11 protein-coding genes and 2 pseudogenes are annotated in these 13,037 nt (G+C 57.4%); 7 read left to right on the forward strand and 6 right to left on the reverse strand.

Annotated elements, in window-relative coordinates; all coding sequences use genetic code 11:
• Positions 1 to 2: 2 nt before the first annotated feature.
• From AC0L2K_RS14245 to AC0L2K_RS14260, 4 genes are all read right to left on the reverse strand, one after another.
• The gene (locus AC0L2K_RS14245) at positions 3 to 2,387 is read right to left on the reverse strand and encodes a SpoIIE family protein phosphatase (protein WP_473531624.1); all 2,385 of its coding nucleotides are present in this window, start codon (positions 2,385 to 2,387) and stop codon (positions 3 to 5) included.
• On the reverse strand, positions 2,384 to 3,562 hold the full coding sequence (locus tag AC0L2K_RS14250) for a class I SAM-dependent methyltransferase (protein ID WP_287177776.1): 1,179 nt from the start codon (positions 3,560 to 3,562) through the stop codon (positions 2,384 to 2,386). Before AC0L2K_RS14250 ends, AC0L2K_RS14245 begins: the two co-directional genes overlap by 4 nt.
• Positions 3,559 to 4,080 (reverse strand): ubiquinone biosynthesis methyltransferase UbiE, encoded by a 522-nt coding sequence (locus AC0L2K_RS14255; RefSeq protein WP_473531625.1) that lies wholly within the window; start codon positions 4,078 to 4,080, stop codon positions 3,559 to 3,561. Before AC0L2K_RS14255 ends, AC0L2K_RS14250 begins: the two co-directional genes overlap by 4 nt.
• A gap of 69 nt (positions 4,081 to 4,149) precedes the next feature.
• Complete coding sequence (locus AC0L2K_RS14260) at positions 4,150 to 5,943, reverse strand: putative bifunctional diguanylate cyclase/phosphodiesterase (RefSeq protein WP_473531626.1); 1,794 nt, start codon at positions 5,941 to 5,943, stop codon at positions 4,150 to 4,152.
• Between the two features lie 641 nt (positions 5,944 to 6,584).
• On the opposite strand from AC0L2K_RS14260, the gene AC0L2K_RS14265 reads away from it, so the two are divergent.
• Positions 6,585 to 7,760: a zinc-dependent alcohol dehydrogenase gene (locus AC0L2K_RS14265; protein ID WP_473531627.1), complete on the forward strand. Its 1,176-nt coding sequence runs from the start codon at positions 6,585 to 6,587 to the stop codon at positions 7,758 to 7,760.
• Between the two features lie 10 nt (positions 7,761 to 7,770).
• On the forward strand, positions 7,771 to 8,319 hold the full coding sequence (locus tag AC0L2K_RS14270) for a hypothetical protein (protein ID WP_473531628.1): 549 nt from the start codon (positions 7,771 to 7,773) through the stop codon (positions 8,317 to 8,319).
• 203 nt (positions 8,320 to 8,522) lie between these two features.
• On the opposite strand, the gene AC0L2K_RS14275 is transcribed toward AC0L2K_RS14270, so the two are convergent.
• Complete coding sequence (locus AC0L2K_RS14275; protein ID WP_473531629.1) at positions 8,523 to 8,672, reverse strand: hypothetical protein; 150 nt, start codon at positions 8,670 to 8,672, stop codon at positions 8,523 to 8,525.
• Positions 8,673 to 8,760: 88 nt separating this feature from the next.
• Here AC0L2K_RS14275 and AC0L2K_RS14280 point away from each other — a divergent pair.
• Together AC0L2K_RS14280 and AC0L2K_RS14285 are read left to right on the forward strand one after the other, a co-directional pair.
• Positions 8,761 to 8,918 (forward strand): annotated as a pseudogene (locus AC0L2K_RS14280) (ATPase domain-containing protein); the annotation flags it as partial.
• Between the two features lie 571 nt (positions 8,919 to 9,489).
• On the forward strand, positions 9,490 to 10,014 hold the full coding sequence (locus tag AC0L2K_RS14285; protein WP_128170942.1) for a YciE/YciF ferroxidase family protein: 525 nt from the start codon (positions 9,490 to 9,492) through the stop codon (positions 10,012 to 10,014).
• 369 nt (positions 10,015 to 10,383) lie between these two features.
• Here the strand turns inward: AC0L2K_RS14285 and AC0L2K_RS14290 are convergent.
• Positions 10,384 to 10,702 (reverse strand): annotated as a pseudogene (locus AC0L2K_RS14290) (DUF2934 domain-containing protein).
• 516 nt (positions 10,703 to 11,218) lie between these two features.
• On the opposite strand from AC0L2K_RS14290, the gene AC0L2K_RS14295 reads away from it, so the two are divergent.
• The 3 genes from AC0L2K_RS14295 (at position 11,219) to AC0L2K_RS14305 (ending at position 12,676) form a co-directional block, all read left to right on the forward strand.
• Positions 11,219 to 11,458 (forward strand): hypothetical protein, encoded by a 240-nt coding sequence (locus tag AC0L2K_RS14295; RefSeq protein WP_128247155.1) that lies wholly within the window; start codon positions 11,219 to 11,221, stop codon positions 11,456 to 11,458.
• Positions 11,459 to 11,584: 126 nt separating this feature from the next.
• Positions 11,585 to 11,839, forward strand: coding sequence for a DUF6894 family protein (locus AC0L2K_RS14300; RefSeq protein WP_473531630.1), 255 nt, complete (start codon positions 11,585 to 11,587; stop codon positions 11,837 to 11,839).
• A 120-nt stretch (positions 11,840 to 11,959) separates the two neighbouring features.
• Positions 11,960 to 12,676: a Crp/Fnr family transcriptional regulator gene (locus tag AC0L2K_RS14305; protein ID WP_473531631.1), complete on the forward strand. Its 717-nt coding sequence runs from the start codon at positions 11,960 to 11,962 to the stop codon at positions 12,674 to 12,676.
• Positions 12,677 to 13,037: the final 361 nt, after the last annotated feature.

A 13,037-nucleotide genomic window follows, 5' to 3' on the forward strand; every position in this document is an offset into this window, starting at 1 on the left:
TCCTACTTGTGCCTCATGATCACGAGCGTGATGTCGTCGTGGATTTTCTGTGTTCCGATATGCGCCATCAGGTCCTCAATAATTCCAGTTTTGATCTCCTCGGCGCTCCTGCGATGATAGTGGCGCGCACTGTTAGAGAGGCGTATCAAACCGAACAATTTTCCCTCCTGATCTTCCGCCTCGGTCACACCATCCGTGTGGAGCACGATCACATCGCCGCTGTTGAACGGAATGTCGCGCGTTGCGATAAACGGCAAGATGTTGCGTTCGAGGCCGATCGGCAGACCAAGATTGGCGGTATCGATACGCTCGATCTCTCCATTTGCACGAACGACGAGAACCTCCTCATGCTGCCCTGACAGGGTCACCCTCCCATTCTCAAAGTCAAGAAAGGCCAGCGAGAGATGCTTGTCGGTGTTGGTCCGTTCGATATTTTTATAGATGGCTCTGTTCAGTCGATCGAGAAACTGACGTGGATTGTCCTCGCCAGTCTCCTGCAGTGCGCGTGCAACGGATTGAACCATCAGCATCAGCACACCGCTTTCGAGCCCGTGGCCTGTCACATCGCCGATCCCGATCTTGACCCGCGATCCCTCTTGCAAGACGTCGTAGTAGTCGCCGCCGACCTCGTCGGCCGGCCGCATATAAGCGGCGATTTCGACCCCGTGGATGGCTTCGAGTTCGCTGGCTCTCGGCAGAACCATCATCTGGATATGTTTGGCAACTGCAAGCTCTGCACCAAGGCGGAGGTTCTCATCTCGCAATTTGCTGTTGAGGGCGGAAATCTCCTGATTTGCGTCTTCAAGCTCCTTCGTTCTTTCATCGACGATTTGCTCGAGATTTTCCGTATGGAAGCTGATCTCCTCCGCCATCCGGTTGAACGCGACCCCCACCTCTCCCACTTCGTCATGCGTCGGAATGCTTACTCGAACTGAATAGTCTTGTGCCTGGAGCCGCTTTGCGGCTGCTGCAAGCGCGCTGAGGCCTGCGGTGATCCGCTTTGAGATTCCGAAGACAGCCGCAAAGACAATCAGGAGCGAAATGATAATTGCGATGATCTGGGAGACCAGGATCCGGTTGGTCGCGCTGGAAATGCTCTGTTGCGCTGCAAGCAGGGAAGCATAGATTTCCCGCTCCGGGACGACGAAGCCGAGCATCTGGTTTTCGGCTGTGATGGACCCCGTGCTGTTCCAGAGATTGACTGCCTCCAGTCGGCGAAGCGCGACGATGTGAGGTTCGGCTTCGCCATCCTCCCAAATCGAAATATGCTTGATGACCGTCTTGTCGTCGGCAGGAAGTTCGAGCGCCGCAACGGCCGAATGCGTACTCTTTTTGAGCGAGCGATCGAGTCCGGTAACGCCTTGACCCGCCGCACCACTTGCAATCTTGAGCCCGAGCGTTTTCTCGCCTTCGGGCTTGATCGCGAGCACATTGCCATTCGACATGGTGAGAAAACCGAAGCCCGTCTCAGCGACCTTCACGCTTTCGACGATTTCAGCGAGTTGATCGAGCGTTACGTCGGAAGCGACCATGCCGGCGACATCCTTGCGGTCCTTCGTCCAGAGCGGATGGAAGAAACTCACTATGAGCTTACCGGTAATCGCATCGATATATGGGGCAGTCGCCGTGATGTCATCGCCTTTTACGGGGCGCGAATTCGGGTCCCTGATCCACCCCTGCCAGCGCTCATAGACGCCAGGAAAGAAGAAATCCCAGAAATTTGCGTTGTTGTGGCCCGGATAGAGCTTGTCGAAGGTTTGCGCCTGATCGGAGTAAGGAGTCGTGCGCATGATAGGTGCTGCCTTCGGTCCAACGTAATAGACCTGCAACTTCCTGGCGCCTGTTGCCATTTGGCTTGGGCCAAAAATGTCGAACGCCGCACTCTCCTGAATTTTGTGGAGAATTTCGGGCTTCGGTCGGCCATCGGGGGAGAGAAGATATCCCCAGATACTCAAGACCGAAGGCGACCCTTGTGGGCTCTGCATCCAGTTTCCCTTGGGGTCATGTATGAGCGGCGCATTGAAATAGGAGTCCGTCGCCAGCGCGTTGCCGATTGCCTCCTTCGCCTCTGGATGGTCGATCAGTCTCTGCATGGAGCCTGCAAGTGCGGTAACCTCGGAGTGCATTTGGTCGAAGAGGAGATCGGCGCGCAGAGCAGTCGTCTCGATATAATTCTGGAGGTATTCCTGGCTCGCCTTGGTGAGGCCGCTCTCGATCTGGTACGTCGCGTCGCGGGAAAGCCGGTTGACGTTCCAAAGGGCCACGCTCCCACCGACCAGGAGGTCGAAGAGCACCGCCCCGCCTACAACGATTATGAATTTCGCGCGGAAGCTGTTAGGCCGGAAAACGGACCAGGGTTTGCGGGAAATGGCATGCGACTCGCTCACAGTGGCTTACGTCCCGATGCAACCCAGATTGGCCAGCCGGCGTATCCCTTGGGGTGGAGCGCAGCGAAAATGTGATCCTGGAAACCCTGTCGGAACCGTCTGATGAACGCCGGCGGGTCACCTCGCTTTGTCGCCATCTCGCCTGCATAAACGTTCTCCCATGCCGCGACGACATCTGCGAAGTCCTGCGGATCGCCGTCGTGGTTGGTGACCACGAAAGACTCGACTCGAATGTCTTCGAACCCCGCCTCGACCAGGTATCGACGGCTTTTGGGGCCAAGCTCGATATCCATCTGGAAGTGCGCCCAAAGCTTGGCGACTTCATTATAGGTCCACTGGATGCTATCGGCGCGCGGTTCGCCCAGACAGTGCGAGTTCTTTTCATTCGTGATGTAGACGCGTCCGCCCGGCTTGCAGATGCGAAAGAGTTCCTTGAGAATCAGTTCGGGCTTGTTGAACACCTGCAGGGAGTGTCGGCATGTGACCAAGTCAAACTGATCTTGGTCGAGCAGCATTTCTGATGCGTCGCCATAGGTGTATTCAATTCCTCCGATATCGAACGCCGCAGCCACGCTTCGCGCATAAGCAAGGCTTGACCTGGAATGGTCGAGAGCGACAATCCGTGACGGCTGAAATTCTTTCTGCACGAGTACGGCGAAATCACCAATTCCGCAACAGATGTCGGCCATGATGATACCGGATTGCATGCCGTGTCGCGGCAAGATTGTGCGCTCGTGGCGCCAAGTCATCTTCGTCTGTGTGCGGAGGATCGGAATGAACCCGCCTTCTTCGAGGAAGCTCTGCCCCGGATAGAAATCACTGTCATACTCTTGAACCGTGATGTTCGCTTCGATTCCGTTCAGGCGCCCGAATTTTCTGGTCGTCCACCCGACAACGCTTGACGTTACGAGTACGAACCTGAGATCTGGTCGAGCGCGACAGGCGTCAATAATGACCCGCGAGAAAGCATGAAATGCGGTGTTGTTCATTTGCGTCAATCGTTTGACGTTTACGTACAGGGTGCCGCGTACACGAGCGATTGATTCCTTCAACAGGGCAATGCTGGGCGCAAGCTCATCGATCGACTGGGGCCGCAGTATTCCCGATATCGAGAACTCCTGATCGTTTACATCGTATTGCGCTCTGAAACGCGGGAAAAGGTTGTACGCGCTCAACTTGGCATGCCCTCAAGCGGAAGATCGACGACAAGGGTGATGATATCAGCGCCGACTTGCTCGACTCGAAGGGTCGCGTTGTAGTCGATGGCGAGTTCCAAGAGAACGACTTCACGACTGGGCGCGAGGTCTCCGGACACTGAGTTGAGATAGCGCTCCATTGCCTCGGATCCCGTAATTTGAAACACCGCTTCTTCAAAGAATTGTCGTTCTTCGGGCATGCAAGGGAATGTCAGTTCGATCCTGTCCGTCTCACCCCGGCGGGACACCCTACAGGCTATTTCACCGCCGTAATGCCGCGTACGAAAGGCGACCTCCAATAATTCGTTCAACGCAGAGGAAAAGAGGTTTGAATGCCGTACGGAATCAGGTCTGTTATGGCTGATCATTCGCGCCGAGTAGGTCGAGAGTTGATCGCAGAGTATCCAATCAGACATAAAAGTTTTGACGTCCAAATCGATCTGGATCATTGTCTCAAAGAGTGCTTCGCCATCTTCGTCATGAGAAGCAATATTCATCGGCGTTCCTCACTCGTTTCTGGCTGCATTTTAGTCGAGCGATGCGACCCCTCAGTTTCGTCCACGCCGCTATGCATGGGGCCGGACGCTGGATCGCCAAATTTCGTCCCCACTTTCGCGTATTAGTTCCTTGGGAGATCGCCTGATGAAATCGCGCGTCGCCTCGGCTCCGAGTGGCCGTCCCAGGAAATCGCCCTGGAGGTAATCACAGTCTTCCCTGATCAGCCACTGTGCCTGTCCCGGCGTTTCAACTCCCTCCGCGGTGACGCTTATCCCCAAGCCGTGCGCCATGCCTATGATCGATCGCACGATCGTCTGACTTTTTCGATCGGTTTCTAAGTCTTTTATAAAGTATCGGTCTATCTTCAATGTGTCGAACGGGAAGTTCTTAAGGTAACTCAACGAGGAGTAGTAGGTGCCGAAATCGTCTAGCGCGATCCTTATCCCGAGGACATTCAGGGTATTCAGTGTGTCAATGTTGTCGACGGTTTGCTCGAGAAGAACGGTTTCGGTAATCTCGAGCTCAAGCCGGTCGGCGCGGATTCCGACTGCGTCGACGATCTGAGCAACCGTGTCCGTGAGCGAACCGCTCAGGAACTGCGCCGGCGATAGGTTCACGGCGACCGTCAGTGAAGACGGCCATCTCGTTGCTTGGCGGCAGGCTTCTTCGATCACCCATCGTCCAATCTCGTCCATGAGACCGTCGGCTTCGGCGATCGGTATGAACACGCTCGGTGGAATGGTCCCGACTTCGGGATGCCGCCATCGCAACAGCGCTTCGAAGCCCACGACCGACGCGGGAGCCCGAATGAGCGGTTGATATTCAAGATAAAGCTCGTTCCGGTCCAGCGCCATTCGAAGACTGCGCCTCAGGTTTTCACGCTGTTCGAGCAGGAGCTGCATCGAGCGATTGAAAATTCGCGCACAGCCGCGTCCGTCTCTTTTGGCTGCATAAAGGGCGATATCCGCGGCCTTCATCAACTGCTCGCCCTCGGTCGCGTGTCCCGGTCCGAATGCAATTCCGATGCTCGCGCCGACGAAGACGGGGATGTCGTTGATCATGAACGGCGCCTTGAATCCTTCAATTAACGCCCCCGCGAGGCGTTCCGCTTCGGCGGGCTGTCCCGTACGCGATTGAATGACGGCGAACTCGTCTCCAGCTAACCGGTATGCGAGTTCGCCGTCCTGCAGCGTGTCCCGGATCCGGCCTGCCGCCAGTTGAAGCAACGTATCGCCCGTGCCATGGCCGAGCGTGTCATTGACCGCTTTGAAACCGTCAAGGTCGATTTGCAGCAGGGCAGTGGCATTTGGCTCATCGACCACCGACAGAGCTTGTTGCAGGTTTTCGCTGAACCCCCGCCGGTTCTGCAATCCGGTTAATGCGTCGTGCGTCGCCTGATGAAGGAGCATCATACGCTCTTGCTCTTCCGGTGAGCCCCGCCCGCCCCGCTCCCTTTCTCTGGATTCGATGATTCCAATTCCATTCGCAGCGCCGAAAACGACAGCGGAACGGGGCGCCTCCCCCAGCGATCGCTGGAGATTGACATTTATTGGAGTGCCGCCGCGCAGCACGCGAACAAATTTTTCGATGATCTCAGTGTCGACGTTCGGATAAATCTCCCACAGAGCGTCGCCCGCAACTAGCGGGCGGCTGTGGATGCTTTTGAGGTTGGTTGCGTAGTGCGTCAGGCGGAAGTCCTGATCATAGAACGACACACCATCAGTCGTGTTCGCCAAAAAGTCCAGGAGACGTGCTTCGCTGATGGAGGACGGATGACTCGGTGATAGCTCCTCCCTGTTCGCTCCGGCACCCAGCGCTTTCGGACGTAAGAGCCACTTCCAAAGGCGGTACAAAATCCGCATCTCCTCATCCCTACGGTGAAGCTAGCAAACCATAAGGCTAGTTGCAAACCTATAGGTTGCGGCGGTGCTTGCGGGCAAGTCATAGAGACGCCATTGGCCGAACCATTGGCGGAAACGCAAAGTTTGTGCCCGCGGATGGGCCGGAGCGAAGATCCAAAAGGTTCCCCAGCTTCGGAGAATGATGGACATTCGGAGAGCAGATTGAAGGGAAAGTTGTTTCCGCTCTCCCCAGCTTTCGGCCGCACATCCCGCAAACGCTGGGCTTCCGGGAAGCCATGAAGGGGCCGGAGAATTGTTTGGGCAATTTTGAAGGTGATAGCGGGAGAGCACCTGAAATCCAACCTTCTCCACCCCGACTCGCAACCGGCCCCTTCACGTTGCCGCCATGCACCACGCCCACGGCGAAGCCGGGAATCTTCCTTGACCTTCTTAACGATGTCCGGCAGGGCGGCCACCGCCTTCTCGACGCTCCGACAATGCCGTCAGCCCCACCTTCAAAAGCCGGCCTAAGTTTTTTAACGGAGGCGGGGAACATGGATGCTGCCTCGCGGTTGGACCTCGGAAAGCTAATTCGCAGCCTGAAGGAAAGCGGCCGAGCTCGCTCTCACGACGCCGCGAACCGGGCCTACGGGAGATTAAGCATGCGAGCGCTGGTTTGGCATGGAAAAGAAGACATACGTTGCGATGAGGTTACCGATCCCGAGATCGAGGACCCGCGCGACGTCATCGTCAAGGTGACGAGCTGCGCGATCTGCGGCTCGGACCTGCATCTCTATCACAACCTCATTCCGGCAATTCTGCCAGGCGACATTATGGGCCACGAAATGATGGGTGAGGTGGTGGAAGTTGGATCCGGGGTAAACGGCGCGCTTAGGAAGGGAGACCGCATCGTCGTTCCCTTCACCATCATTTGCGGGGAATGTGACCAGTGCAAGCGCCGGAACTTTTCGGTCTGCGAACGAACCAACCGCAACAAGAACATCGCCGACAAGGCGTTCGGTCACACGACGGCTGGGCTGTTTGGGTATACCCATCTGACCGGCGGTTACCCGGGCGGACAAGCCGAGTATGTTCGCGTACCATTTGCCGATGCAACGCACATCAAGGTACCGGTCGGGCTCTCCGATGAGCAGGTCCTCTTCCTTGGCGACATATTGCCAACTGGCTGGCAGGCTGCTGTCCAGTGCGAAATCGAGCCCTCCGATACCGTCGCGATCTGGGGCTGTGGCCCGGTGGGGCAGATGGCAATCCGCAGCGCCATTCTTCTCGGTGCCAAGCAGGTCGTGGGCATAGATTGCCTGCCCGAACGCCTTTCCATGGCCGGAGCGGGCGGCGCGATCACCATCAACTTCCTGGAGGAGAGCGTTGTTGAAAAGCTGAACGAGCTTACAGGCGGCAAGGGGCCAGATAAATGCATCGACGCCATCGGGATGGAAAGTCACGTGTCTTTTCGTCAACCAGACACCGTTTATGACCGCGCGAAGCAGATGATGCTGATGGAGAGCGATCGGCCCCACGTGCTGCGTGAAATGATCTATGTCTGCAGGCCAGCCGGCGTCATCTCAATCGCGGGCGTGTACAGTGGGTTCGTCGACAAGATCCCGATGGGCCAAGCCATGAACAAAGGCCTGACCTTCAGGATGGGCCAGACCCATGTGAACCGCTGGACCGACGACCTACTGCGCCGCATCGAAGAAGGTCAGATCGACCCGTCGTTTGTCATCACCCACACTGCCGGGCTCGAACAAGGACCCGAGATGTACAAGATCTTTCGCGACAAGCAGGACAGTTGCGTCAAAGTCGTACTGAAGCCATAGGATCAGTGTCATGAACATGCTTAGCAAATTCGGCAATCTCAGCAGACGGCCAAGCGACCCAAAGGTCGTAAAATCTGGCCCGAAGGCGCTCGCGCCCTCCGATATGGTAGCGCGCAAACTCGGATGGTTTAGCATTGCGCTGGGCATGGTCGAACTCATAGCCTCCGAGCGCATCGCCCGCGCACTCGGCATACCTGGTAAGGAAGGCGTGATCCGCGCCTATGGAGCGCGTGAACTCAGCAGCGGCATTCTGTCCTTGTCGGCAGACAGACAGTTCGGGCTTTGGAGCCGTGTGGCCGGTGATGGGCTCGACGTCGGAACACTCCTATGGGCGTTCCGGCATGACAATCCAAAACGTGACAACGTCGGACTTGCATTGGTGCTCGTTGCCGGTGTGACACTCATCGATTTATTGACGGCGCAAAAGGTAAGCGCCCGGCACGCTCGAGGCCGCCGGCAACCGCAGGATTTTAGTAACCGCAGCGGCTTCCCACGGGGTCTTGAAGCTGTGCGGGGCCTTGCACGAAAAGACATGTCGTCACCTGCCAGCCAGAATTGAGCGAACCTGATCCTCCTTCTCTCGTGATTGCCGCCGATACACACGGCGCCGATTGGCGCTGCTCCAGGCGACCAAGGCATTGCCGCATGCCCGAGCCTGCCGCGGGCGCACCGTTCCCGATGGCAAGTTCCGGCTAAAGCTGCAGATAGGCAAGGTGACGCGTGATGCTGCCACATCCTGCGTTTCGGTCAGCCGCGAGCAGTCTATTCTGGTCGACCAAGTCCTTTCTTTGTAGCGAGTTTTTGCTTTTCTTTCAGCAGCCGAACGATCGCGTCGACGGGCGGCGCAAGGGCTGCTGGCAACTTGCTGTTCGAGCGCCACAAGTATTCAAAGAAGGTTCTCAGTATGCGCATTGTCGTTACCTCCTGGACCACCAAACTCGGCTTGGGCGTTGTTGTTCCTTAACGGCAGGCTAAGCGCCGCTGTCCGAAGGCAAACTCATCCGTGGCAAGCAGGCACGGCTGGAGTCTGGACGGGATAGAAATCCTGGAACTCGTCCTCCAGAACTCAGCCGTGATCGCTCTCGGTTACAGACGCTCGTCCGTTCTTCCGACCTGGCATTCGGGGAGACGGTAGGCGGCTTGGCTGAAATCGAGCGAGGGCGGGTTCTGGCGGTGGGCTTGTATTCCGTGCGGGAACCTGGCCGAGCCAATGCGTTCGGGTCGTGCAGCACTTGCCCTAGTGCTGATCGGACTGCACCCTCTGATCAGGCCGAGTCCTTCCCATCCCCTCGGGCGCCGGTTTCATATTTCGTTTGGTGGCCAGTGGAGCGGCGCGGCTGAAGGCGCGGCGGGCCTTTCTTGTTTCCGTGTGGAACTTCGGCGCGGGCTGAAAGTTTCATTTGTGCAGCTGCGACATGGATGACTCCCGATGGGCCCGCGTCCTTTTTTCCCGAAGGGCGCGGGCTTTCTTTCGTGCACGGAACACCGGGGCGGGTTGCACGTTTCGCCGGCATCCAGCGAAATGGCCGCTTGCGCGCTGCCTCAATCCCTCGCATTCCAGGCCCGTGTAGGCGTGAGGCACTACTGAGGGGCGTTGCGGTTTGTTCGGTTACGTCGATGACGTCCAGGCACAGAGGATTGCCGATCGGGCCAAAGGAACAAACAGCACCCACTTTGGTTAAAGCTGCGCGTGCCACCAGACACGCGTTTCTCACATTCGGAGACGACGATGGCTATGAAAAATGAATCGCAGAGCAAGGCCAAGGGCCTCGAAGATCTTTTCCACGACGGACTGAAGGACGTCTACTACGCTGAGCGCAAAATCCTGGCTGCGCTGAAGAAGATGGCCAAGGGTGCCGAATCTGACCAACTGACCGCCGCATTCGAAAAGCACCGCGACGAGACGGAGGCTCAGATCGAACGGCTGCAGCAGGTCTTCGAGATTTTCGGCAAACGGGCACAAGGAAAGACATGTCCCGCGATCGACGGCATCATTGAGGAAGGACAGGAGATACTGGAGGAATTCAAGGAAGCTCCAGCTCTGGACGCTGGGCTTGTGGCGGCGGCGCAGGCGGTCGAACACTATGAGATCGCCCGCTATGGCACCCTGATTACCTGGGCCGGACTGCTCGGCCTAAAGGATGCCGTGCCACTGCTCGAGGAGACGCTCGAAGAGGAAAAGGCGACTGACGAAGCGCTGACGCAGCTTGGAGAGGCTAGCGTCAACGAGAGAGCGATGCAGGAAGCTGCCTAGCTAAACGGCGCTTCGAAAGCACGATCAATGAGCACGTCATGAACAAGAGAACGCGCCTCCGGACGACGGCGGCGCGCCCTTGTCATAGGCCGCACCCAGCTGGTGATTGGTCTTCACATGATGAAGCACCTGGCCCACGCCGCGCTTGTCGAAGTCCTGTCCGCACACTGGACAATCCTCGAAATGGTCCGCCCGCGGCTGGACCGGCTGGGCGTGGTCTTCGCCCGTCCAACCTGCGGCTTCGTTGGTTGTTGCCCATTGTGATTTGGACTGGGGGCGCCGATCGGGGCACCAACTGGCTTACTTACAAGACGAATAAGGCGCGGCGAACATTCCGAGCCGTGTGACAAGAGGATTGCCGCGCTGAGGTCACCCTCCCGCCGCCTTAAGGCTCCGCGCGGCTTCCTCGATGGCCGCGCGATCATTGCCAAGCCTATCGATCAATTCTTGGGCCTGGTCACCGCCTATGCCCGTTCGCATTGCCAGGGCCTCAACGGTCATAGCGTCCGAGCTGGCGATCTCGCGAGTTTCCGGAAGAGCATCGTCTGCGGTAAGGGCAGTGCGGCCTCTCGATCAATTTCGGCTTTAGCCTGGTGCCAGTGTCGCTCGTGATCGCCGTGTCTACTGCCTCCACGTTCCCAAATTGGTATGCGCGGTGTTGGTTTTTTTCGTGCCGTTCTTCGCCCATCTTGAGTCCTCCGTGCAGATTTGTCGTCAATGCGGGGCGCGACGGATGATCCGGCGCCAAACCCAGATTCGGACAAAGCAGATCTTCGCCGGGTTCAACGCATGAACGATGCCGATCGACGCGGACGCATCACCGGGCTTTTTGGTGTCCGGACCAAAAAGCGCGGAGAGAGAGCGGGGATCGCGCCAGTGTTTTTCGATGCCAGGTGAAACAAAGCAATGAGCGCGCGAAACAGTGAAGTTTGTTGACCGCTGGCGCGCGCGCCATCCGACCTGCTCTCTTGCTGAATTCCTACGCACCTGACCGGCTGTGAGGTCCGGCGTGCACCTCAGCATCGGAATCAATGTACGGGAATTACCAAGCCGTAGCCGCCTTGGAACGAATAATCCCGCTCGAACTTACTTTAGCGATCCAGGTCCCTCACTCGGATCACCGGTCACTCGATCGGATTGGCCCGCCCTCGTACAGGGGCGGGCCATTGTTTGCGGGCGACCTGACTGACAGGAGTGAACAACAATGTTTGCAGATGAGATTGCGGCAAGGCGTCTGAAAACCCTAGTCGACCACTATATGGAGACCAGGAAAAGACGGCACGATGTGGTTTCAACATCGAGAGCTGAAACCGCCATACGGGAAGTCCTCCCCAATTGCCCTGTGTCCGGGAAAGCCCTTGATGACATGATCGCCGCCTGTGCCGTCGAGCATGGTCTCGGCGTGCTGTTCGACAGGTCAGAAATCACCGACAGCGTCAGCTGACCGCTGGCCTGCGCCAGCGCTCAGATACACGTCGAATGTCCGGTTCATACATATGCCCGGTTGGTACGTTTCCGACACTATCCATGAGCCTCCATGCATCTAGATAGTCCATGGAGGTGGACTGGCATGCCAAGATATTTTTTCCATATCCGGAACGAGGAGGGGCACCTCATGGAGGACCTCGAGGGGCAGGAATTTGCGGATTTGGCGCAGGCTGAGGAGAACGCGATGGCCTCCGCCAAGGAGATCCTGGCGGAAGGACTGCTCAGCGGGAAGCCAATGCTGACAGGCGCGCTCTTTGAGATGTGCGACGAAAAACACGCATTGGTGTTGCGATTTCCCTTCTCGGATGCCGCCAGAATGCCCGGTACCCGCCCTTAATGCTTAATGTGATTGGCTTCGGGACTTTAGCACCCCATGTGTAGTCTTATCGTTCGCACGTTGTCACGGGCGCGAACGGCTGGGAGATCAGAAAGCTCTTGCCCTACCGAGGGTGGAGTTATGTTTAACCAGCCCAATATTCCCTATCAAAATGCTTTATTGCGGCGACTTTCCCCTGGCGATCTGGCATCGATCGAACCCAACATGGAACGGGTAGCGCTGCCGATGCGGACCCAGCTTGAGTCGACGAAGTCCGTTATCGAACACGTGTATTTCCTGGAAGACGGCATCGCGTCGGTAGTCGCCAAACTACCTAAGGGCCGGGATACCGAGGTCGGCCTGATCGGCATGGAAGGCATGACCGAAGCCTTAGTGGCCCTAGGCGGCGATCGCGCCGCACATGACACCTATATGCAACTGGCGGGAAGCGGCTTGCGAGTTCCAGCCCCGGCACTGTCGTCTGCTCTGTCTGAGAGCACTGCGCTGAAGGCTCTTCTGCTTCTCTATGTCCAGACCCTCTATATTCAGACCAGCTACACCGCCCTGGTAAACGCACGGTCGAAGTTGGACGAACGTTTGGCTCGCTGGCTTCTGATGTGCCACGATCGCGTCCGCACCGACCGGCTTGCAATCACCCACGAATTCATGTCCGTCATGCTCGGTGTGCGGCGACCGGGTGTCACGGTTGCAATCCAGGAGCTTGAGGGTAGGGGCCTAATCAGAGCCACGCGGGGTGAGATCGTCATCAGAGATCGTGATGGTCTGTTCCAGTTGGCCGATGGCACCTACAGCGAGCCGGAGCGGGAATATGAGCGGTTGCTGGGGAAAATCGACTAGCCGCTATAATAGGCAGCTTCGGCGAAAGTCACGGTAGCCACGAGCGCCACCGTTGTCGGCAATTCAACCGACGCATCGCGCATTAGCGTTCCCCACCGCTAACCCCTTTCGCCATCATATTCTTCACGGCATAAATCGCTTCGCGACCGGCAGTTGCATGATCTGGGACTTCGCTACCGAGGGAGCGGCATCTGAACGCAGCTTTGTCTTTCCGGTGATGGAAGGATAACCTCACATCGCTCCATAGGCCTGTTCGAAGATGACGGCCATCTAACACCGTCATTTGCGCCAAGCGAAGTTGCGGGGAGACGCAAAGTAAGTCGCTACAGTTTGCGCTCGCCCGAACGCGACTGCTGGTTGG

The organism is Mesorhizobium sp. WSM4817 (genome assembly GCF_055811135.1).